The 21,828-nt window shown below is 38.9% G+C and carries 18 protein-coding genes, 1 tRNA gene and 2 pseudogenes; 14 read left to right on the top strand and 7 right to left on the bottom strand.

From position 1 onward, the window contains the following. Window positions 1–275: 275 nt before the first annotated feature. The 4 genes from leuA to leuD are packed head-to-tail and all read left to right on the top strand — an operon-like array spanning window position 276 to window position 4,936. Window positions 276–1,826 carry a 2-isopropylmalate synthase gene (gene leuA / locus A6A20_RS08795; protein WP_279573076.1) on the top strand — a complete coding sequence of 517 codons (1,551 nt, stop codon included), beginning with the start codon at window positions 276–278 and terminating at the stop codon, window positions 1,824–1,826. Next, on the top strand, window positions 1,826–2,902 hold the full coding sequence (gene leuB, locus A6A20_RS08790; protein ID WP_279573075.1) for a 3-isopropylmalate dehydrogenase: 1,077 nt from the start codon (window positions 1,826–1,828) through the stop codon (window positions 2,900–2,902). The genes leuA and leuB overlap by 1 nt, the downstream gene beginning before the upstream one ends. 17 nt (window positions 2,903–2,919) lie before the next feature. Beyond that, window positions 2,920–4,332, top strand: a complete 1,413-nt coding sequence (gene leuC / locus A6A20_RS08785) for a 3-isopropylmalate dehydratase large subunit (protein WP_279573074.1) — start codon at window positions 2,920–2,922, stop codon at window positions 4,330–4,332. Window position 4,333: 1 nt separating this feature from the next. After that, window positions 4,334–4,936: a 3-isopropylmalate dehydratase small subunit gene (leuD, locus tag A6A20_RS08780; RefSeq protein WP_279573073.1), complete on the top strand. Its 603-nt coding sequence runs from the start codon at window positions 4,334–4,336 to the stop codon at window positions 4,934–4,936. A 44-nt stretch (window positions 4,937–4,980) separates the two neighbouring features. Here leuD and A6A20_RS08775 read toward each other — a convergent pair. Beyond that, window positions 4,981–5,649, bottom strand: a pseudogene (locus A6A20_RS08775) (IS1595 family transposase). A gap of 66 nt (window positions 5,650–5,715) precedes the next feature. On the opposite strand from A6A20_RS08775, the gene A6A20_RS08770 reads away from it, so the two are divergent. Further along, complete coding sequence (locus A6A20_RS08770; RefSeq protein WP_424585445.1) at window positions 5,716–6,639, top strand: IS256 family transposase, variant Zn-binding type; 924 nt, start codon at window positions 5,716–5,718, stop codon at window positions 6,637–6,639. A gap of 182 nt (window positions 6,640–6,821) precedes the next feature. On the opposite strand, the gene rluD is transcribed toward A6A20_RS08770, so the two are convergent. Beyond that, complete coding sequence (gene rluD, locus A6A20_RS08765; protein WP_279573071.1) at window positions 6,822–7,796, bottom strand: 23S rRNA pseudouridine(1911/1915/1917) synthase RluD; 975 nt, start codon at window positions 7,794–7,796, stop codon at window positions 6,822–6,824. A gap of 114 nt (window positions 7,797–7,910) precedes the next feature. Here rluD and bamD point away from each other — a divergent pair, with 114 nt between their 5' ends. After that, window positions 7,911–8,699, top strand: coding sequence for an outer membrane protein assembly factor BamD (gene bamD, locus A6A20_RS08760; protein ID WP_279573070.1), 789 nt, complete (start codon window positions 7,911–7,913; stop codon window positions 8,697–8,699). Window positions 8,700–8,767: 68 nt separating this feature from the next. Here bamD and A6A20_RS08755 read toward each other — a convergent pair whose 3' ends face one another. The 4 genes from A6A20_RS08755 to rpsB all read right to left on the bottom strand — a co-directional run bounded on the left by A6A20_RS08755 (window position 8,768) and on the right by rpsB (window position 13,336). Beyond that, window positions 8,768–10,300, bottom strand: coding sequence for a DHA2 family efflux MFS transporter permease subunit (locus A6A20_RS08755; RefSeq protein WP_279573069.1), 1,533 nt, complete (start codon window positions 10,298–10,300; stop codon window positions 8,768–8,770). Window positions 10,301–10,308: 8 nt separating this feature from the next. Continuing rightward, the gene (locus A6A20_RS08750) at window positions 10,309–11,463 is read right to left on the bottom strand and encodes an EmrA/EmrK family multidrug efflux transporter periplasmic adaptor subunit (RefSeq protein ID WP_279573068.1); all 1,155 of its coding nucleotides are present in this window, start codon (window positions 11,461–11,463) and stop codon (window positions 10,309–10,311) included. 188 nt (window positions 11,464–11,651) lie between these two features. After that, a complete protein-coding gene (tsf, locus tag A6A20_RS08745; RefSeq protein WP_279573067.1) occupies window positions 11,652–12,497 on the bottom strand; it encodes a translation elongation factor Ts in 846 nt (281 codons plus the stop codon). Between the two features lie 107 nt (window positions 12,498–12,604). Continuing rightward, window positions 12,605–13,336, bottom strand: a complete 732-nt coding sequence (gene rpsB / locus A6A20_RS08740) for a 30S ribosomal protein S2 (protein ID WP_279573066.1) — start codon at window positions 13,334–13,336, stop codon at window positions 12,605–12,607. Between the two features lie 599 nt (window positions 13,337–13,935). Between rpsB and A6A20_RS12775 the strand changes: the two are divergent. After that, window positions 13,936–14,094: pseudogene (locus A6A20_RS12775) on the top strand (IS3 family transposase); the annotation flags it as partial. Window positions 14,095–14,189: 95 nt separating this feature from the next. Here A6A20_RS12775 and A6A20_RS08735 read toward each other — a convergent pair. Next, window positions 14,190–14,284 (bottom strand) — tRNA-Sec (locus A6A20_RS08735). Between the two features lie 167 nt (window positions 14,285–14,451). Between A6A20_RS08735 and selA the strand changes: the two genes are divergently transcribed. The 7 genes from selA to ftsL all read left to right on the top strand — a co-directional run bounded on the left by selA (window position 14,452) and on the right by ftsL (window position 21,827). Beyond that, window positions 14,452–15,828, top strand: a complete 1,377-nt coding sequence (selA, locus tag A6A20_RS08730; RefSeq protein WP_279573065.1) for an L-seryl-tRNA(Sec) selenium transferase — start codon at window positions 14,452–14,454, stop codon at window positions 15,826–15,828. Between the two features lie 84 nt (window positions 15,829–15,912). Beyond that, a complete protein-coding gene (gene selB, locus A6A20_RS08725; protein ID WP_279573064.1) occupies window positions 15,913–17,772 on the top strand; it encodes a selenocysteine-specific translation elongation factor in 1,860 nt (619 codons plus the stop codon). 437 nt (window positions 17,773–18,209) lie between these two features. Continuing rightward, a complete protein-coding gene (locus tag A6A20_RS08720) occupies window positions 18,210–19,238 on the top strand; it encodes a tetratricopeptide repeat protein (RefSeq protein ID WP_279573063.1) in 1,029 nt (342 codons plus the stop codon). A 29-nt stretch (window positions 19,239–19,267) separates the two neighbouring features. Further along, on the top strand, window positions 19,268–19,483 hold the full coding sequence (locus tag A6A20_RS08715) for an excalibur calcium-binding domain-containing protein (protein ID WP_279573062.1): 216 nt from the start codon (window positions 19,268–19,270) through the stop codon (window positions 19,481–19,483). A gap of 481 nt (window positions 19,484–19,964) precedes the next feature. Continuing rightward, window positions 19,965–20,423, top strand: coding sequence for a division/cell wall cluster transcriptional repressor MraZ (gene mraZ / locus A6A20_RS08710; protein ID WP_279573061.1), 459 nt, complete (start codon window positions 19,965–19,967; stop codon window positions 20,421–20,423). Between the two features lie 115 nt (window positions 20,424–20,538). Continuing rightward, on the top strand, window positions 20,539–21,510 hold the full coding sequence (gene rsmH, locus A6A20_RS08705; RefSeq protein ID WP_279573060.1) for a 16S rRNA (cytosine(1402)-N(4))-methyltransferase RsmH: 972 nt from the start codon (window positions 20,539–20,541) through the stop codon (window positions 21,508–21,510). Continuing rightward, complete coding sequence (gene ftsL / locus A6A20_RS08700) at window positions 21,510–21,827, top strand: cell division protein FtsL (RefSeq protein ID WP_279573059.1); 318 nt, start codon at window positions 21,510–21,512, stop codon at window positions 21,825–21,827. Before rsmH ends, ftsL begins: the two co-directional genes overlap by 1 nt. The last annotated feature ends 1 nt before the right edge of the window (window position 21,828 follow it).

Here is a 21,828-nt window from a genome sequence, read left to right as displayed (position 1 = left end):
GGTGATTTATGGTGCAAAAAGGTTTGACAGTCTGGTTTTATCAGGTAATATGTTGTCAGTTTTTCACAATTTTGGACAAAAAAGATGTTTATTCGCACTGTGTTATTCCTCAACCTGCTACTCGCAACTCCGTTGTGCGGTTTGGTGGTGGATAGAAATCAGTGAGAAAGATTATCCAATAAATTGAACCCGCACATATTCAGCGGGTTTTTTTGTATCCAGAAAAATTATTTTATTTTTGACCGCACTTCAGCGAGATATATTAAGGGGAAATGATGAACAATAACGTGATTATTTTTGATACGACATTGCGTGATGGCGAGCAGGCGTTGAAAGCCAGTTTGACCGTAAAAGAGAAATTGCAAATCGCTTTGGCGTTGGAACGCTTGGGGGTTGATGTGATGGAAGTGGGCTTTCCTGTGTCGTCCAGTGGTGATTTTGAATCGGTGCAAACCATTGCTCGTCATATTAAAAATAGCCGAGTTTGTGCCTTATCTCGTGCGGTAGCTAAGGATATTGATGCCGCTTATGAAGCATTGAAAGTAGCGGAGGCGTTTCGTATTCATACCTTTATTGCCACCTCAGCCTTGCACGTGGAGCAAAAATTAAAGCGTTCCTTTGATGATGTGGTAGAAATGGCGGTAGCGGCGGTGAGCCGAGCGAGAAATTATACCGATGATGTGGAATTTTCTTGCGAGGACGCAGGCCGTACTGGGGTGGATAATATTTGTCGTGTGGTTGAAGCGGCAATTAAGGCAGGGGCAACCACCATTAATATCCCTGATACAGTGGGTTATACCTTGCCAACCCAATTTGGTTCTATTATTGATAATGTGATGAATCGCGTGCCGAATATTGATAAAGCCATTATTTCGGTGCATTGCCATAATGATTTAGGTATGGCAACCGCCAATTCTTTAACGGCGGTGCAATATGGGGCAAGACAAATTGAATGTACCATTAATGGCATTGGCGAACGAGCAGGTAATACCGCATTAGAAGAAGTGGTAATGGCGATTCATACTCGCCAAGATTTATTGAATGTGCAAACCAATATTAATACCAAAGAGATCTATCGTGTGAGCCAAATGGTGAGCCAGCTTTGCAATATGCCTATTCAGCCGAATAAAGCCATTGTGGGATCAAATGCCTTTGCCCATTCTTCAGGGATTCATCAAGACGGTATGTTGAAAAATAAAAATACCTATGAAATTTTATCACCAGAAAGCATTGGTTTGAAAAAGGAAAAATTAAATTTAACCGCACGTTCAGGGCGTGCCGCAGTAAAAAATCATATGAGCGATATGGGTTATACTGAGCAAGATTATGATTTAGATAAATTGTATGAAGCGTTCTTAAAATTGGCGGATAAAAAAGGGCAAGTTTTTGATTATGATTTAGAAGCGTTAGCCTTTATAGATATGCAACAAGGGGACGGCGATCGGTTAAGTTTGGCAAAAATTTCTGCCCATTCCGTAAGCGAGTTTCCAGCCACGTCTTTTGTGGAATTGGTGTTAGACGGCGAGAAATTAAGCACGGTATCAACAGGGGGCAATGGGCCAGTTGATGCTACCTATAATGCCATTTTGTCCTTAACGGGTATGGATATTCGTATGTCCCACTATAATTTAACCGCTAAGGGCGAGGGCGCTGAGGCGTTGGGGCAAGTGGATATTGTGGTGGAATATCAAGGGCGTAAATTCCACGGCGTGGGATTAGCCACTGATATTATTGAGTCTTCAGCGTTAGCCTTAATTCACGCCATTAATGCCATTTATCGTTCACAAAAAGTATCAGAATTAAAGAAAAATACGGAGAAACACTAATGCAAAATAATCATGTCGCGGTTTTAGCTGGTGATGGTATCGGCCCTGAGGTAATGGAGCAAGCCTTAAAAGTATTAAGTGCGGTGGAAAAAAAATTTAATTTTCAGCTAAATTATCAACATTATGATATTGGTGGGGCTGCCATAGATAAACAAGGTAAAGCCTTGCCAGAAAGCACCTTACAAGGTTGTGAGCAGGCTCAAGCTATTTTATTTGGTTCGGTAGGCGGACCAAAATGGGAACATTTACCGCCGAATGAACAGCCAGAGCGAGGGGCATTGTTGCCGTTACGCAAACATTTTGGCTTATTTTGCAATATGCGTCCAGCCACCTTATACAAAGGTTTAGAGCAATTTTGCCCATTGCGTGCTGATATTGCAGCAAAAGGCTTTGATATTGTGGTAATTCGTGAATTAACTGGCGGTATTTATTTTGGGCAACCAAAGGGGCGTGAGGGCGAGGGAGTCAATGAAAAAGCCTTTGATACTGAAGTCTATTATCGCTATGAAATTGAGCGTATTGCCCATTTAGCCTTTCAAGCAGCACAAAAACGCCGTAAAAAAGTTACTTCGGTGGATAAAGCTAATGTGTTAATTAGCTCAATGTTATGGCGAGAAGTGGTTAATCAAGTAGCAGAGCAATATCCTGACGTTAGCCTTGAACATATCTATATTGATAACGCAACAATGCAATTAATTAAACAGCCTGAGCATTTTGATGTGTTGCTTTGTTCCAATATTTTTGGCGACATTATTTCTGATGAATGTGCGATGATTACAGGCTCAATGGGTATGTTGCCGTCATCAAGTATGAATGAAAAAGGTTTTGGTTTATATGAACCTGCTGGCGGTTCTGCCCCTGATATTGCTGGCAAAAATATCGCCAATCCGATTGCCCAAATTTTATCGGCAGCAATGATGTTGCGGTATAGTTTTCAATTAGAACAGGCGGCACAAGCCATTGAAAAAGCGGTACAACAGGTGTTAGCTGAGGGCTATCGTACCGCAGATTTAGCCGATCAAACGCCAGCGATTTCTACCAGTGCAATGGGCGATTTAATCGCAGCGAGAATTTAACATAGAGAGTGATTATTATGGGAAAAACATTATACGAAAAACTTTTTGATGCACATATTGTGTATGAAGCGGAGGGCGAAACGCCGATTTTGTACATTAATCGCCATTTGATGCACGAAGTTACCTCGCCACAAGCCTTTGACGGCTTGCGAGTGGCAGGGCGTAAGGTTCGTCAACCAAGCAAAACCTTTGCGACAATGGATCATAGTATTTCTACACAAAGCCGAGATCCTGCTGCTTGTGGGGAGCAAGCTAGAATCCAAGTGCTTGAGTTAGATAAAAATTGCCATAGCAACAATATTTCTTTGTATGATTTGCAGAATAAAAAGCAAGGGATTGTTCACGTAGTCGGCCCAGAACAAGGTTTAACCTTGCCTGGTATGACCATTGTATGTGGCGACTCACATACGGCGACCCACGGTGCTTTCGGTGCATTGGCATTTGGTATTGGTACGTCGGAAGTAGAACACGTATTAGCCACTCAAACCTTAAAACAGACACGTGCTAAGAAAATGAAAATTGAAGTGCGAGGCAAAGTTGCACCGGGCATTACCGCCAAAGATATTATCTTAGCCATTATCGGTAAAACCACCATGGCTGGGGGAACAGGGCACGTTGTTGAGTTTTGTGGGCAAGCCATTGAAGATTTGTCTATGGAAGGGCGTATGACCGTATGCAATATGGCGATTGAATTGGGGGCAAAAGCAGGATTAATTGCCCCTGATCAAACCACCTTTGACTATCTAAAAGATCGCCCCTTTGCCCCAAAAGGCGAACAATGGGAGCAAGCCGTCGCCTATTGGAAAACCTTAAAAACCGATGATGATGCACAATTTGATACGGTGGTGGTATTGGACGCCAAAGAGATTGCCCCACAGGTTACTTGGGGAACAAACCCGGGGCAAGTGATCGCCATTGATCAACAAGTGCCTAATCCACAAACCATGCAAGATCCCATTGAAAAACAATCCGCCGAAAAAGCCTTAGCCTATATGGGATTAAACCCAGAAGTGAATTTAACCGATATTTCAGTGGATAAAGTGTTTATCGGTTCTTGTACCAATTCACGCATTGAAGACTTGCGTGCCGCCGCTGCTGTTGCCAAAGGGCGCAAAGTAGCACAAGGGGTACAGGCGTTAGTTGTACCGGGATCAGGCTTGGTGCGTGAACAGGCAGAACAAGAGGGATTAGACAAAATCTTTATTGAAGCAGGTTTTGAATGGCGATTACCGGGCTGTTCAATGTGCTTGGCGATGAACGATGACCGTTTAGGCGAATGGGAACGCTGTGCTTCCACCAGCAACCGCAATTTTGAAAGTCGGCAAGGACGTAATGGACGCACCCATTTAGTTAGCCCAGCAATGGCCGCTGCCGCAGCGGTATTTGGTAAATTTACCGATATTCGCCAAGTTGAGTTATTAGGAGGATAAAATGGCAGGTTTTAAACAGCATACAGGGTTAGTTATTCCTTTAGACGTTGCCAATGTGGATACCGATGCGATTATCCCAAAACAATTTTTACAAGCAGTAACCCGAGTGGGATTTGGTAAACACTTATTTCACGAATGGCGTTACCTTGATCCAGAGGGAACCCAGCCAAACCCTGAATTTGTGTTAAATTATCCACAATATCAAGGGGCAACCATTTTACTTGCTCGTGAAAACTTAGGTTGTGGATCATCAAGAGAACACGCCCCTTGGGCATTGGCAGATTATGGTATTAAAGTGATGATCGCCCCAAGTTTTGCGGATATTTTTTACAGCAACAGTTTAAATAATCACTTATTACCCATTAAATTAACGGAACAAGAAGTGGACGAAATTTTCCACTGGGTAGCCCAAAACCAAGGTACGCCTATCTCCGTTGATTTAGAGCAACAGCAAGTTTATGTTGGCGATAAGATCTATCATTTTGACCTCGATCCTTTCCGCCGTCATTGCCTGCTTAACGGCTTAGACAATATCGGCTTAACCCTCCAACACGAACAAGCTATCGCCGACTACGAAGCCAAAATCCCAGCATTTTTGCGCTAATAAAATTGATGAAAAAAGTGCGGTTTTTTGACCGCACTTTTTTATTAGAATTGTTTCGCTTTCAAATAAGATAAGCGAGCCAACATTATTTTAGGGGCTGTACTAGATAACGAGAACAAATACCCTTTAACTAGTTGTTCTAAAATGGAAATTCGAGACTTTATATTACTGTGCTCAAAACGCATTCGCACTCCTTTAAAGGTAGCTCAAAATGGGCTTTAGGAATATCATTAAACTGACGTAAATAACGTTTTGCTTGGCTCCAAAAATTCTCAATGCCATTAATATGATTATGCTCTTCAGCAAAATGTGTGTTGTGATTGGTGCTAAAATGACCAAACTTACTCATATCAAGTACATCATAACTACGATAAGTATCGGTATAAACAATACTATCAGGTTTTACTTTTTCTCGAATAATGGGAAGTAACGTTGCTAATTTTTGTATTGGATACAGTAACAGCATAAACTCTACCATTACGCTTCAAAAGCCTGAATACAGCAACTTTATTTGCCCATCTTCGTTTGTGCCTTTACGAGCTCTGCCAAAATAGCTTTCATCGGCTTCAATTTCTCCTTCAAACTTGATAAGTCAGTAAGAGAGAAAAATAAAATGCGATTGTATTTTTATTGATATATACGAGTTCAGCAACTGTTTATGCCGTAATATCAACCACAAAAAACTCAATAAGTTTATGTGGTGTAATGGACAAAAATGTGGGAAAAAAGTGGGTTAAGACCTTATACTGCAAGGCTTTAACCTACTTTTTTGAAAATGAATAAAAAATTGTCCATATTGTCAAAATAACTCAATCCACAAACATGGAAAGAAAAATACCATTCAACGCTATAAATGCAATCATTGTAATAAAACTTTTACCTTTCAAAATAAATTAAATCCCACCGAAATTTGGTTTTATTATTCTCAAGGAAAACAAACGTATAAAGAGCTTGCCATTAAATATCAATGTTCTGTTAAAACAATCCAAAGAGATATTGATAAAGCCCCTAAAACAGCGTTAAAACTTCCTCTATCAATACATTTAAATATTATTATGGATACCACTTTCTTTAAGCGAGATTTTGGTGTGTTAGTGTTAACGGATAGCTTGACAGAAAAAGTGATTTATCATCAAATTGTAAAAACAGAAAAGGCTATTTATTATCAAATAGCTTTAAATAAATTAAGAGAAAAAGGCTATATTATTCAATCAATTACCTGTGATGGTCGTCGTGGGCTGTTAAAAGAGATATTCAATACACCTGTTCAAATGTGCCATTTTCATCTTGTGGCAATGGTGATGAGAAAATTAAGAAAAAAACATCAATCTCAGGCTGGAAAGGAATTAAAAATTATTATGAAAACCTTAAAAGAAAGCCAAAAACATGATTTTTTTCGTCGTTTGCATTATTGGTATTTAAAACATCAAGATTATTTGAATGAACGCTCAGAGAAATGTAATGAAAAAGGTTATTTTCCTTATAAACATAAAGGATTAAGAGGGGCATTAGCGAGTATTAAATATTATGAAAAGTATTTATTTACTTTTGAAAAGTATGAGGAATTAAATATTGAAAAAACAATAAATCGGTTAGAAGGTTTATTTAGTGAACTTAAGCGGAAATTAATTAATCATAATGGATTAAGTAGAAATCGTAAGGTTATGTTTATAAAGGATTTTTTGAATAAAAAGAGTCAATAAAATGATATAAAAATAATGAGATCCCACACTTTTGTCCACTTGGAATAAAAATGGACAAAATCCCACATTTTTGTCCATTACACCGTTTATGTTGTTTATGCTGACTTAGATGACTTTTTCTCATTGGACTATTGCAGCCTAAATAGAAAATTTGTCAGTTATCTAACAACCTCCATATTTTATTAGTAATCCAATTCATCTTTGTGCAACAAATAATCTTGCTTTAAGACATTCACTAATTGCACAAAATCCTCAGGTAAAGGAGCATACCATTCCATTTCCTCGCCTGTTATCGGGTGGTTTAACCTTAGCATTACTGCATGCAAGGCTTGGCGTTTAAATTCCCTTAATATTTGAGCAAATTGCTCGCTAGCATTTTTCGGTGGGCGAGGACGTCCACCATAAGTTTGATCGCCTAATAAAGGGTGAGCAATATGTGCCATATGCACCCGAATTTGGTGTGTCCGCCCTGTTTCTAAGCGTAAACGTAAGCGAGTATAATCACGAAAACGTTCCATAATACGATAATGGGTTACCGCAGGCTTACCCATAGGGTGAACTGCCATCAGGGTACGTTTAGTCGGGTGGCGAGCCATAGGTTCATCAACCTTACCCCCTTTGGTCATAATACCGCTTGCCACCGCCTCATATTCACGTGTAATTCTGCGTTTTTGCAAATCACGCACTAACTTTGTCTGAGCAGGAATGGTTTTTGCCACCACCATTAATCCTGTGGTATCTTTATCTAAACGATGCACAATACCTGCTCTCGGCACCTCAATAATGTTTGGATAATGATAAAGTAACGCATTTAATACTGTACCAGAACGATTGCCTGCGCCAGGGTGAACCACAAAATTTTGTGGTTTATTTAGCACTAAAATATGCTCATCTTCATAAATAATATTTAAGGGTAAATTTTCAGGTTCATAATGATTTTCTTCTTCCACTTCCACCTGAATAACCACTTGTTCGCCACCATACACCTTTTCTCGGGGAATATTGGCAATGCGTCCGTCAAGTTGAACTAACTCCGCCTCAATCCAAGTTTTTAAACGAGAACGTGAATAATCCGGGAACAATTCCGCCAGTGTTTGGTCTAAACGTTGTCCCATTTGTTGTGGCTCAACTTGCGCCGACAAGGTAATCTGTGCCATATAAAATAACCTGTGAATTCAATTTGCTTATTTAATAATGATCGTTACAATATTATAATTTAATCGCTGAACAAACAACAGGTTAAAAAATTTGTTAAATATAGGAAACTACTTATGCGTAAATTAAAATCCCTTATGCTTGTTGCTAGCGTTGCGTTAGCCGTTACCGCTTGTTCCAACTCCAATCAAGAGGTTGAACAAGCCTCTGCACAAGAACTATACAGCAAGGCTCAAACCTATTTACAACAAGGTAATTATTCACAAGCAATTCGCTATTTGGAAGCCACTGAAAACCGTTTTCCTTTCGGTAGTTACAGTGAGCAAACCCAACTCAATTTAATTTACGCTTACTATAAATCGCAAGATTATACCCTGACCTTAACGGTGGCAGAACGTTTCTTGCGTCAGCACCCTCGCAGTCCACATTTAGATTATGTGATCTATATGGCAGGCTTAACCAACAGTGCTTTAGGCGAAAATTGGATTCAAGGGGTATTCCATGTTGATCGTGCCTCTCGTGAGCCACAATCTGCCCTTAACGCTTTTGGTAATTTTCAAGCCTTAGTGATGAATTTCCCTAATAGCCCTTATGTTCCCGATGCACTGGCACGTATGGCTTATTTAAAAGAACGCCTAGCTCGCCACGAACTTTATATTGCTCAATTTTATATGAAGCGTCACGCCTATGTGGCAGTGGCAAATCGGGTTGCCGAAATGTTGCGTCAATATTCAGATACTAATGCGACTCTACAGGCTTTACCTTTAATGCGTGATGCTTATGAAAAAATGGGATTAACGGAGATGGCGAATGATGTACAACGCATTATTGATGCGAATCAAAATAAACCTATTAAAGAGGTAGAAAAACCTGCTGAGCCTGAGATTGCTATTCCTCAAGTATAATAATTTAAAATAGGACAAGGCATGCTAACGCCATATCGCCCTAATACATTGCTAGGGCGATTTTTTATCTAACCACTTTTATTACCAAAAGGCGGTTTAGCAAACCAAACTACCGCAATAAGGCATAAAAATAGCAATGCTGATAGCCAGAAAATTTCATTAGCACCAATAATAAAACCTTGTTTGGTAATCATTTCGGCAGCATAAATTGACGATTGGGTGTCCGATAGTCCTAATTGTTCCATTTGCTGATAATATAATTGGCTATTGATATTATAAGGGGTAATGGACTCAACTAAACGTTCGTGATGAAGTGCCTCACGGTTATACCACATTGCGGTAGTCACTGACGTACCAATAGAACCCGCCAAAGTGCGTAAAAAATTAAAGAGGCTTGAGGCCGATGCCATTTTTTCTGGCGGTAAACCTGATAAGGTAATGGTAGTTAATGGCATAAAAAAGCAAGCGACCGCCAATCCTTGTACAAATTGTGGTAATGCCACGTCCATAAAGCTCATATTGGGCTCAAAAGTTTCCGCACGCCAATAAAAGGTTAAGGCATAAACAATAAAACTTAAGCTAACCAAAATTCGCATATCAATTTTACTGCCAAATTTACCAATCAATGGCGATAATAAGATAGGTAATAGCCCCACAGGTGCAGCGGCTAAACCCGCCCAAGTAGCGGTATAACCATAGACTTGTTGTAGTAATAAAGGGATTAATACCACTGAGCCTAAATAAACTAAGAAAGCTAAACTGGTGCTTAAACAACCAATACTAAAATTACGCAGTTTAAACAATGAAATATCTACAATAGGATTTTTCTCGGTTAATTCCCAAATAATTAATAATATTAGGCTAATAGCAGAAATCACTGATAACAGCATAATTTCACTGGAATTAAACCAATCTTGTTCACGTCCTTTATCTAGCACTAATTGCAAACAACCTACCCCTAAAATCAGTAAAACTAATCCAATACGATCAATGGGTTGTTGAGAGGTTTGCGTTTCACGTTTTGCCAAAATTTTCCAACTAATTAGCACCACGCTAATCCCAATAGGCACATTAATAAAGAAAATCCACCCCCAATGTAGATTATCACTAATCCAACCGCCAAGAATCGGTCCAAAAATCGGGGCAACAACCACTGTCATTGACCAAAATGCTAAAGCCATACTGCGTTTTTGTGGGGGATAGTTATTAAGTAATAGGCTTTGCGACAATGGAATAATCGGCCCTGCAGCAATCCCTTGTAATACACGACAAAAAATAAGCATTTCTAGGCTATGAGAAATGCCACATAGCCAAGAAGCAAGTACAAATAAACTGGTTGCCAATAGAAATAAACGGACTTCACCAAAGCGTTTCGCTAACCAGCCTGTAATAGGAATAGCGATCGCATTGGCTACCCCAAAAGAAGTGATTACCCAAGTACCTTGGCTAGAAGATGCCCCAAGATCACCCGCAATAGTTGGAATAGCAACATTGGCAATGGTTGAGTCTAATACTTGCATAAAAGTGGCGAGTGCTAAAGCTAAGGTCATTAGCACTAACGCCCCACCTTTTATGGGTTCATATTGCGTTGTTTGTTGCATTAATCTGCCTATTTACTATTTTCAGAAATAATTTGTTCAATGAGTTGATTTACAGGAGCAAGATCATAATCAAGCACATTAGTACGGTAAATAGGTGTAAGGCGTTTATTACTCAATAACACCTCGCCAGAGGTATCGGCGGTATTTACATTTACAGTGGCTGATAAGCCAATACGCAATGGATACTGTGCAAGTTGATCTTTATTTAAACGAATACGCACAGGAACACGCTGAATAACTTTAATCCAATTTCCTGTAGCATTTTGAGCAGGTAATAAAGAAAATGCACTACCTGTACCTAGCTCAATTCCTTCTACTTTTCCCTCAAATTCAACCTTATCACCATACAAATCAAATACTAAAGTGGCTGGCTGCCCAATACGCATATTCACTAACTGCGTTTCTTTAAAGTTCGCATCTACCCACATATCATCAGTGGCAATCACCGCCAATAATGGGCTACCAACCGTAGCTCTCGCTCCAACTTGAGCAGTACGTCTTGCCACATAACCGCTTAATGGGCTTTTAATTTGAGTACGCTGTAAATTAAGCCAAGCCTGTTTAACATTATCAATAGCATTTTTTACACTAGGTTGCTGAATTAATGGCGTATTGCCCAATAAAGCCTGATTTGCCAATAATTGACTTTTCGCCACCTGTAATTGTGCATCAGCTAAAGCAACTGCATCTTTTGCATGTTGTAAAGATTCTTGATCAATAGAACCTGATTTACTTAATTGCTGACGGCGCGCCAAATCCCCCTCCGCTCGAGCTAAGGTAACTTGATTAGCAGCGACCGTTGCTTGTAATTGTTGTACCGTATATTCTAGCTGCTTAATTGAACGTACAGCACTGGCTAAAGCATCTTTACTTTGTGCAAAAGCTAATTTTGCATCTGTATCATCTAATAAAATCAATACATCGCCCTGATGCACAAAATCCATATCATCCACATTAATTTGCGTAATGTTACCACTCACTTGAGCTGAAACCATTACTTGATTGCCTGAAGCATAGGCATCATCAGTTTCTTGATGATTACGCAAAACCAAGAACCAATAAATGGCTACACCTATACCAACAAGCAATAAAATAATAAAGAAATAAGTTAAGATTTTTTTGCGTTTACTCGAGGTTTTAACAGAATACTGTTGTTGTTCCATTATTATTCCCTTTTACGATAATAAATAGCCAACGGAGAAATTAACGATGACTTAGCGTTAAATTGCCCTCAACTATCCTATGATTAAATTGGCTAAATTATACGCTGTTATTTTGCACAAGCATACAACCAAATCAATAAACAAAAAACCGCACTAATAAGTGCGGTCAATTCTACCAATATTTCTCATTAGATTTTTTGCATTGCAGCAACTTCTGCAGCAAAATCAGTTTCCACTTTTTCAATACCTTCGCCAACTTCAAAGCGAACAAAGTTAGTTACTTCAGCACCAACCTCTTTTAAGAATTCACCAACAGATTTTGACGGATCCATCACAAATGGTTGACCAGTTAAAGAAACTTCACCAGTAAATTTCTTCATACGACCTTCTACCATTTTCTCTGCGATTTCACGTGGCTTACCTGATTGCATCGCAATATCAACTTGAATTTCACGCTCTTTCGCCACCACATCCGCAGGTACATCTTCTGGACGTACAAATTCAGGACGGCTAGCCGCAACATGCATTGCCACTTTTCTTAATTCTTCTTCAGAACCTTTACCCGCGACCAATACACCGATTTTCGCACCATGTAAGTAAGATACTAACACATCGCCTTCTAAGAACTGTACACGACGAATCGTCATATTTTCACCGATTTTAGCCACTAATGCAGCACGTTGTTCTTCAAATTGTGCTTGTAAGGCTTCAATGGTTACGCCTTTATTGGCTAAAGCATAGTCAGCAACCGCATTGGCTAATTCTAAGAAACCAGCATCTTTTGCAACGAAGTCAGTTTCACAGTTCATTTCAACTAATGCACCAAAACCTGAACCAATACGCGCAAGGATAACACCTTCTGCCGCAACACGACCTGCTTTTTTAGCCGCTTTAGCTTGACCAGATTTACGCATATTATCAATGGCTAATTCAATATCGCCGTTTGCTTCAACTAATGCTTTTTTACACTCCATCATACCAGCGCCAGTACGTTCACGGAGTTCTTTTACTAATGATGCAGTAATTTCTGCCATTTTAATGTCCTCTGTTCAATATAATTTATTCTTTATGACAAAAAAGCAGGGTATTCATGCCCCTGCTTACCTATTCATTTATTAAGGGCAATCGCCTTGTTACCAAATTATTCTTCGGTAATAATTTCTACTGCAACTTCTTCAGTAACAACTTCTTCAACGCCTTTACCTTCTTTAACTGCCGCTGCTGCTGCACTTAAATAAAGTTGAATTGCACGAGTTGCATCATCGTTACCCGGAATAATATAATCAACACCATCTGGATCAGTGTTAGTATCTACTACCGCAAATACTGGAATACCAAGATTATTCGCTTCTTTAACCGCAATATGCTCGTGATCTGCTGCAATAACAAATAACGCATCAGGTAAGCCCGCCATATTTTTGATACCGCCAAGACTTAGCTCTAATTTTTCCATTTCACGAGTACGCATTAATGCTTCTTTTTTGGTTAACTTGTCAAAAGTTCCGTCTTGAGATTGAGTTTCAAGATCTTTTAAACGTTTGATAGATTGACGAACGGTTTTCCAGTTAGTCAACATACCACCTAACCAACGATGATTAACATAATATTGTTGACAGTCTAATGCCGCTTCTTTTACTGCATCAGTGGCTGCACGTTTAGTACCAACAAATAAAATTTTACCGTTGTTATGAGCAATACGAGATAATTCAGCTAACGCATCGTTAAATAATGGAAGAGTTTTTTCCAAGTTAATGATATGAACACCATTACGAGCACCAAAAATAAACGGTTTCATTTTTGGATTCCAATAACGGGTTTGGTGACCGAAGTGAACGCCAGCCTGTAGCATATCGCGCATAGAAACTTGTGCCATAATAATTTTTTCCTTTTTAATTGGGTTTAGCCTCCACATATCAAATTAAATTGAACCATTTGGCACCCCAATTTAATGAACAAGATATGTGTGTGTTTTTGAAATTGAATAAAAAAACGCCATTTGCACAACGCAAAATGACGGACGATTTTATACCATAAAGTGCGGTCTAAATCCAGTAAATTTTTAGCTGATTGTGCTTTTTAGTAAATTAAAGGAGAATTCTTGTTAATTAAAAACAAAACCATATAGCATAAGACTTCCTCGTTTTTGAATATAAGCACACTATTTGCCTTGAGAGTAAAATACAATATAACCACTGACAAAAAGTGCGGTGCGTTTTTGTTTTTTTACTGTCATTTATTCAACTTAGCTAAGAGTTTTCGTCATTATCAATTTACCTTATCTTTCGTGTAAAGAAAAGAAGCAAGCTATTACCAAACTTGACGAGAACAAACCGATACTGCAATCCTACCAAGGCTAGCAATATCAGGTAATAGGCTATCAACGGTTATTGCAAGCAAAGAGGATTCACCAGAATATGTCAAGGAAAAGGAAATTGCCTTGATATATAGTGAAATGGGAAGTTTTTTCGGGCAGTTAAAATGGAATGTTATTTTGACAAGGTTTTTAAGAGCGTTGAACAACTTACAACACCATTGCATGAATACATTAAGTATTACAATAATCAGCTTATTCAAGGTAAATTAAAAGGGTTTAGCCCTGTGGCATATAGAGTTCTGTCATTGATGAAATGATTTCAACTTTTTGGTGGTGCTCAAAAATAGTATAATCGACATCAGCAACCATTTTGTCCATTACAGCGATTTTTAATATATTGGCTTAACCCCTATGGCGGAAGGTCATGGGAGTTGAACCCACCCAAGACTGCTGGCAGCCTTAACAGGATTTGAAGTCCTGCCGTATCACCGGATACGACGACCTTCCTTTTTGAGAAACGCTGTGAACTTTAACTGAAAAAGCAGTAACTTGCAATAAAATCTCGTTGTATTATTGGTAATAAGTTATAATTCATCGTTTTCTAATGGTTATAAGTTTGTTGTTGTGATTAATATTGTGTTTATTGCGTTTTAAACAAAGAAAAAAGGATAATTATGGAGAAATTGTTTCAACAGTTACCCTCAGTGGATAAGTTATTAAAAACAACGCAAGGGCAGCAACTTAATGAACAATTTGGGCATAGTGCTATGGTGCGAGTTTGCCGAGAGCTGTTGCAACAAGCCCGACAACAGATAAAATTTTTGCAAAAACTACCGCACTTTTGTGTAGATGAACAACATTTTTTACAGCAAGTAGCGGTTCAGTTGCGAGATAGTCAGCAGGTCAAAATCCAAGTGGTGCATAATCTTACTGGCACAGTATTGCATACCAATTTGGGGCGTGCCTTATGGGCGGAAACCGCTCAGCAAGCTGGGCTAAATGCGATGCGTAATAATGTGGCATTGGAATATGATTTGCAAGCAGGTCAGCGTAGTCATCGTGATAATTATATTAGTGAGTTACTTTGTCAACTGACAGGGGCGGAAGCGGCTTGTGTTGTAAATAATAATGCGGCTGCGGTGTTGTTGATGCTGGCTGGGTTAGCGAAAGATAAACAGGTGGTCATTTCGCGTGGTGAGCTGATTGAAATTGGTGGGGCATTTCGTATCCCTGATATTATGCAACAAGCAGGTTGCTATTTGCGAGAAGTAGGCACAACCAACCGCACCCATTTAAGCGACTATGCTAATGCCATTAATGAAGATACCGCTTTGTTGATGAAAGTACATAGTAGCAATTATCAAATTTGTGGCTTTACTGCCGCAGTTGCCGAACAGCAACTCGTAGCGTTAGCCCAGCAATATGCTCTTCCTGTTATCAGTGATTTAGGCAGTGGTGCATTGATTGATTTACGCCAATATGGTTTACCTTATGAGCCGACAGTACAAGAAAAAATTGCACAAGGGGTTGATTTAGTGAGTTTTTCTGGCGATAAATTATTAGGTGGGGTACAAGCGGGTATCATTGTTGGTAAAAAAGCCTTGATTGAGCGACTACAAACGCACCCACTTAAACGGGTTTTACGTTGTGATAAAGTGATTCTTGCAGGCTTAGAGGCAACTTTGCGGCTTTATTTACAACCAGAAAAACTACTAGAAAAATTGCCTATTTTAACTAAGCTAACGCTTTCTGTTTCTGAATTAACGGCTCAGGCGGAACAATTAAAAGTGCGGTTAGAAAATAAATTAAATTCTGATTATTCATTACAAATCAAGCCAAGTTCCGCACAAATCGGCAGTGGTTCACAGCCAATGGCACGCATTCCTTCCGTTGCGGTAACCATTCAAGGACAACATTTAACACATTTAATGGCACGTTTTAAAGCCTTGCCTGAGCCAATAATTGGGCGTTTAGAACAGGATAAAATTTGGCTGGATTTGCGTAGTGTGGCAGATTTACAAGAGTTATTGAAAACAGTTGAAAAATTATAATCGTCCCACTTTAAAATAATACAACGTTGGTATGCCCTGTCTTATTTTAAATTGAAACGATAGTATAAATGATAAGGAACAACAATGATTATTGTTACTTCAGGTCATGTGGATCATGGTAAAACAGCATTATTACAAGCATTAACAGGAACGCATACGGCACATTTGCCCGAAGAAAAAAAACGCGGTATGACCATAGATTTAGGCTATGCTTATTTACCTGTGGGGGATAAAGTCCTTGGCTTTATTGACGTACCTGGACACGAAAAATTTCTAGCCAATATGTTAGCAGGACTAGGCGGAATTGATTATGCCATGTTAGTGGTAGCAAGTGATGAAGGCATTCAACCACAAACGCAAGAACATCTAACCATTTTAACCTTATTGCAAATTGAGCAAATTATTGTAGTCATTAGCAAAGCTGATCGTGCCGATGACAAACAAATCACACAATTAAAACACCAACTACAACAACGCTACCCTGCATTAGCCCAAAGCCCCATTTTTGTTACCTCAGCTCGCACTGGACAAGGTATCGAACAGCTACGAGATTATTTACAACATCTTTCCTATCAAGGGCAAATTGATAAACCTTTCCGTTATGCGATTGATCGCGTGTTTAGCCTAAAAGGTGCAGGAACAGTGGTAACAGGCACAGCCTTTGCAGGAAAAGTCACAATAAATGACGAACTTTATCTTTCTACGGGGCAAAAAGTAAGAATAAAAAACATTCACGCCCAAAATCAACCAAGCCAACAAGGATTAGCAGGACAACGTTTAGCGTTAAATATCAATATTGATTTAGCCCACAATTCCATTCAACGTGGGGATTGGTTATTTTGCCAACCAGCCCCACCACCCACTGAACGAATTACAATTTGGCTCAATAGCCAAGTGAATTTAAGCGAAAACCAAGCGGTGCATATTTATCACGCTGCAACAAGAACCACAGGGCGACTAACGTTATTAACCAGCAAACAGCTTGCCCCACAGCAACAAGGATTAGCCGAGCTAATCTTAGATAATCCACAATTTTTAGCCTATGGCGATAAACTCATTTTACGCAGTGGGGACGCTAAAAGCGTAATAGCAGGGGCAAAAGTGGTGGAAATTAATTCGCCTAAACGTTACAAACGGCAAGAAGTGCGGTTAAATTATTTAAAATTTTTAATTCAAGCTCGCCATTGTGCAGAACGCATAAGCCTCTATTTACAATCTCAAGCTCGCACCTTTCAACAACTTTGCTGGCTTGAACAATTAACAGCCCAGCAATTAACACAAATTTTGCAACAAAATGGCGATATACATTTTCAAGATTGGTGTTTTAACCAACATTTTATGCAACAACAAAAAGCCAATTTGCTTAACGCCCTACAGCATTATCATCAACAACACCCCGATCAAATCGGGCTAGGCAAAGCCCGTTTATATCGGATTGCTTGTTTAGCTCAGCCCGAAAAATTGATATACCATTTTATTGAGCAAATGCAACAACAAGGGCAAATTCAACAAACTCGAGGCTGGCTGCATACCCCAGAACATAAATTACAGTTTACAACGGAAGAACGTGATTTTTGGCAACAAGTTTTTGCACTTTTTGAGCAACAACAAGGGCAAGCCCTATGGGTGCGAGAAGTAGCGAATACCTTGAGTGTGGAAGAAACATTGGCGCGTAATTTTATGTACAAAGCAGGCAAACTAGGCTACCTCACCGCCGTCGTCAAAGATCGTTTTTTTCTTACCGAAAGCATTTACGCCTATGCCCGTTTAATTAAGCAAATTATTGCCGAACAAGGCGGTATCAGCGTTAATCAACTACGCGATCAGCTAGGTTTTGGACGTAAATTAACCGTACAACTAATGGAATATTATGATCGTTGTGGCTTTTTAAGACGCAAGGGCAATCAACATTTATTACGAGATCAGGATATTTTTGATTTTTAACATAAAATATGGGAAGTATTTAAGCCAAAGTGCGGTGGGTTTTGCGATTTTTTTGTGTTTATAATCGTTTCAATTTGAAATAAGACAAGGTAGCACGCCGAAAAGTACACATATACGGCAAGGCGTGCCAACGCTGTACTATTTTAAAAAGGAACGGTTATACTTTAATTTTTTTAAAGTTATCAGTGCTATTTTGATTTTCATTATCACAGTTTTTTTACCATTTTCTGGCTTAAAAACCATCTTGTTTTCCCCTTACCCTTGTTTATACATATTTCCCTCATTATTTTTTAATCAATTTTTATCCAAATTTCCGTAAAAATTCTTTATTTTTTACTTGACACAAATCGTTTTTTTTTTGAATAGGGAGGTTTTGTCGGCTGAGATAGCGAATTGACAAACAAGATAATTTATTGAGATTTTTTGGAGGTTTTCATATGTATAAGTTATGGGGTAAACCCTTTTCTTTTATAGCTTTTATCCTCGTTATCGCTTTAAGCCTAACCAGTCTATCTGTTCAGGCAAATGATATTAAACAATTACAACAACGAGCGGAGCAAGGGGATGTTAATGCACAATTTGAATTAGGGGTTATGTATGATGATGGACAAGGAGTAAAACAGGATTATGCTCAAGCGGTACAATGGTATCGTAAAATAGCAGATCAGGGTTATGCTTCAGCTCAATATAATTTAGGGATTATGTATTATCGTGGGCAAGGGGTAAAGCAGGATTATATTCAATCTGTGAAATGGTTTCGTAAAGCTGCAGAGCAAGGTGATGCTAAAGCACAATTTAATTTAGGGGTTATGTATGAAAAAGGACAGGGCGTAAAACAGGATTATATTCAAGCAGTGCAATGGTATCGTAAAGCAGCGGAGCAAGGTGATGCTAAAGCTCAAAATAATTTAGGTGGTATGTATGAAAGTCTGGCTCTAAAACAGGATTACGCTCAAGCCGTACAATGGTATCAAAAATCAGCAGAACAAGGTTTGGCTGAAGCCCAAAATAATTTAGGGAGGATGTATTATCAAGGACAAGGGGTAAAACTAGATTATACTCAAGCGGTTCAATGGTTTCGCAAAGCAGCGAGGCAAGGAATGGCTGAAGCCCAATATAATTTAGGGGTTATGTATGCTAATGAGCAAGGGGTAAAACAAGATTATTTTCAAGCGATACAATGGTATCGTAAAGCAGCGGAACAAGGTCATGCTACCGCACAATTTAATTTAGGGGATATGTATAGATTAGGACAAGGGATAAAGCAGGATTATTTTCAAGCAGTGCAATGGTATCGCAAAGCAGCGGCGCAAGGTAATGCTGCAGCACAACATAATCTAGGGGGAATGTATTACTATGGACAAGGGGTTAGGCAAAACCTATCCCAAGCTAAAGAGTGGTTTGGTAAGGCTTGTGATAATGGCAACCAATTAGGTTGTGATAATTATAGAAAGTTAAATAATTGATAATCTTTAAATCAGTATAAGGAATAAAAATGTATAAAAAAGCAGTTATTTTATTAGGGTTATTACTTATTGCCCCTATTAGCGAAGCACGCAAGGCACGTTGTGCAGATTTTGCCACACAAGCGGAAGCCCAAGCTTATATGAAGCGTTATGGCGCATATTATCTAGATCGGGATCGAGATGGCGAAGCCTGTGAATGTTTACCCGGTGGTAGCAAATATGGTTCAAGTGTTTGTCGCCGATAGTGCTTTTTGATTAATATTATTTATTGGTAAAAGTGCGGTCAAAAAATTATTTATTTCTGACCGCACTTATTATTCCCTCCGACACCAACCATTTCAACTGTTAATAAATCTCTCGGTAGGCTTGAAAGGGCTTGTTTTGTTGTTCTTTTTATAAGCGTTAAGCTGGCTTAATGACAGCTAATAAATTTTTTCTAGAGGAATTTTTCCAGTTTCACTGGAGTAAATTGAGAGAGTTTTTGCCTAATTCTTTTCATTATTCTACATCATATTTAGTTTTGCTTTTGCTGATTCTATCATAGGGATCTTCTATCTTTTTCCTAAATTTATTAGATAAAAACGGATAAATTGCTTGCAAGCGGATTGAACTAATAATAAACTTAGTAACAGTGGTAAAAAGTGGGATTTTGTGGTGTTTTTTGGGGATTTTTACCCAAAACGGCCAAATGAAGACAATAATTTCCAATATTAAGGTTATTAGCTTATGTTCCGTGGTGCCTCGGCGATTAATTTAGATGGGAAAGGCAGATTCGCGATCCCTACCCGTTATCGTCCTGAGATCTTGGAGCAACACCAAGGGCAAATGATTTGTACCCTTGATATTCGCCAGCCCTGTTTATTGCTTTATCCTTTAAATGAATGGACAGTAGTGGAAAATAAATTATTGGCGTTATCTAATTTTAATCCTGCCGAGCGTAGTATACAACGTGTGATGTTAGGGCATGCCACAGAATGTGAGTTAGATAGTGCGGGTCGTATTTTACTTAGCGCCCCATTACGTCAGCGTGTGAAACTGGAAAAAAGCATTATGCTGGTTGGGCAGTTAAATAAATTTGAGATTTGGAGTGAGTCAGAATGGCAAGCTCAAATTGAAAAAGATATGCAATTGGGTATGAGCGATGAATTTGCATTATCAGAAGAATTAAAAACGTTGTCTTTATAATATAAAAGTAAAAAATCAACATAAAAGGGCAACGGCACTAGCAAAGGTAAGCGGTGGTTTACACCGCCTATCTTATCCATTTTAAATTAAAGAGTTATCAAGTAGATTATCAGCTATGGCAAGTAATACCTCGTCTTTCGTACAACCTGAACATATTACAGTATTATTGGAACAAGCTGTGCAGGCATTGGCTTTGAAAGAAAATGGGGTTTATATTGACGGTACTTTTGGGCGTGGCGGTCATTCTCGCTTGATTTTATCGCACTTATCTGAAAGAAGTCGTTTGATCGCGATTGATCGTGATCCGCGAGCCATTGAAGAAGCCCAAAAAATTCAAGATCCGAGATTTAATATTGTACATAGTGGTTTTTCTGCATTGAGAGAAATTTGTGAACAGCAAAATTTAGTTGGAAAGATTGACGGTATTTTGTTGGATTTAGGTGTATCTTCGCCACAGTTAGATGAGGCGGAACGTGGTTTTAGCTTTATGAAAGACGGGCCTTTGGATATGCGTATGGATACCACGCAAGGTATGTCAGCAATGGAATGGTTACAACAGGTTTCTGTTGCGGATTTAGCTTGGGTGTTAAAAACTTTTGGTGAAGAGCGTTTTGCCAAGAAAATTGCTCAAGGGATCGTTAGTTATAATCAGCAAGCAAAACAAAGTAGCGAGCAAGGGCTAACGAGAACATTGCAATTAGCCAATTTAATTGCTGATCTCGTGCCTTTTAAAGATAAGCATAAACACCCTGCAACTCGCAGTTTTCAGGCGATTCGGATTTTTATTAATCGTGAGCTTGATGAATTAGAAAAGGTGTTATCCGCAGCCTTGTCAGTGCTTGCTCCCCAAGGGCGTTTAGCGGTAATTAGCTTTCATTCTTTAGAAGATCGCATGGTAAAGCATTTTATGCGAAAACAAAGTAAAGGCGAGGCTTTGCCAAAGGGTTTGCCTTTGCGTGAAGATCAGATTCAGCGTCATCAATCATTAAAATTAATTGGTAAAGCCATTATGCCGAGTGAACAAGAAATTGAATATAATCCTCGTTCACGCAGTGCGGTATTGAGAGTTGCGGAGAAACTTGCTTAATGTTTAACAGTGAAGAACGTTATCCATTACGTCATTTAGTGGTAGAGGATTTATTTTCGGCTAATAAATTGGCATTGTGTTTATTAATTTTGTTGGTAGCGACAATGATCGCAACAATTTGGCTTACCCATAAAACAAGGCAATTAGTTTCGGAAAAAGGCGAGTTAGTGGTGGCTCACCAAATGTTAGAAACTGATTATTTAAATTTAAAATTAGAGGAAACCACACAAGGAGATAGCACACGCATTGAAGCGATTGCTGCCAGATTAGGTATGAAACCTGTTACACATAATCAAGAAGTTTTAATTGTTGAATAGG

Origin of the sequence: Volucribacter amazonae, assembly GCF_029783845.1 — a bacterium.
In the GTDB taxonomy this organism is placed as follows: domain Bacteria; phylum Pseudomonadota; class Gammaproteobacteria; order Enterobacterales; family Pasteurellaceae; genus Volucribacter; species Volucribacter amazonae.
Note: the sequence above shows the minus strand (reverse complement) of the source record. Positions and strands in the feature narration are given on the sequence as shown.

Bases quoted from the DNA above. Each gene is read 5' to 3' on its own strand.
- tsf (WP_279573067.1), bottom strand. From the start codon at position 12,497: ATGGCAGAAATTACTGCATCATTAGTAAAAGAACTCCGTGAACGTACT.
- mraZ (WP_279573061.1), top strand. From the start codon at position 19,965: ATGTTCCGTGGTGCCTCGGCGATTAATTTAGATGGGAAAGGCAGATTC.
- selA (WP_279573065.1), top strand. From the start codon at position 14,452: ATGGAGAAATTGTTTCAACAGTTACCCTCAGTGGATAAGTTATTAAAA.
- rluD (WP_279573071.1), bottom strand. From the start codon at position 7,796: ATGGCACAGATTACCTTGTCGGCGCAAGTTGAGCCACAACAAATGGGA.
- bamD (WP_279573070.1), top strand. From the start codon at position 7,911: ATGCGTAAATTAAAATCCCTTATGCTTGTTGCTAGCGTTGCGTTAGCC.
- leuA (WP_279573076.1), top strand. From the start codon at position 276: ATGAACAATAACGTGATTATTTTTGATACGACATTGCGTGATGGCGAG.
- leuB (WP_279573075.1), top strand. From the start codon at position 1,826: ATGCAAAATAATCATGTCGCGGTTTTAGCTGGTGATGGTATCGGCCCT.
- leuD (WP_279573073.1), top strand. From the start codon at position 4,334: ATGGCAGGTTTTAAACAGCATACAGGGTTAGTTATTCCTTTAGACGTT.
- A6A20_RS08750 (WP_279573068.1), bottom strand. From the start codon at position 11,463: ATGGAACAACAACAGTATTCTGTTAAAACCTCGAGTAAACGCAAAAAA.
- A6A20_RS08720 (WP_279573063.1), top strand. From the start codon at position 18,210: ATGTATAAGTTATGGGGTAAACCCTTTTCTTTTATAGCTTTTATCCTC.
- leuC (WP_279573074.1), top strand. From the start codon at position 2,920: ATGGGAAAAACATTATACGAAAAACTTTTTGATGCACATATTGTGTAT.
- A6A20_RS08755 (WP_279573069.1), bottom strand. From the start codon at position 10,300: ATGCAACAAACAACGCAATATGAACCCATAAAAGGTGGGGCGTTAGTG.
- selB (WP_279573064.1), top strand. From the start codon at position 15,913: ATGATTATTGTTACTTCAGGTCATGTGGATCATGGTAAAACAGCATTA.
- ftsL (WP_279573059.1), top strand. From the start codon at position 21,510: ATGTTTAACAGTGAAGAACGTTATCCATTACGTCATTTAGTGGTAGAG.
- rpsB (WP_279573066.1), bottom strand. From the start codon at position 13,336: ATGGCACAAGTTTCTATGCGCGATATGCTACAGGCTGGCGTTCACTTC.
- rsmH (WP_279573060.1), top strand. From the start codon at position 20,539: ATGGCAAGTAATACCTCGTCTTTCGTACAACCTGAACATATTACAGTA.
- A6A20_RS08715 (WP_279573062.1), top strand. From the start codon at position 19,268: ATGTATAAAAAAGCAGTTATTTTATTAGGGTTATTACTTATTGCCCCT.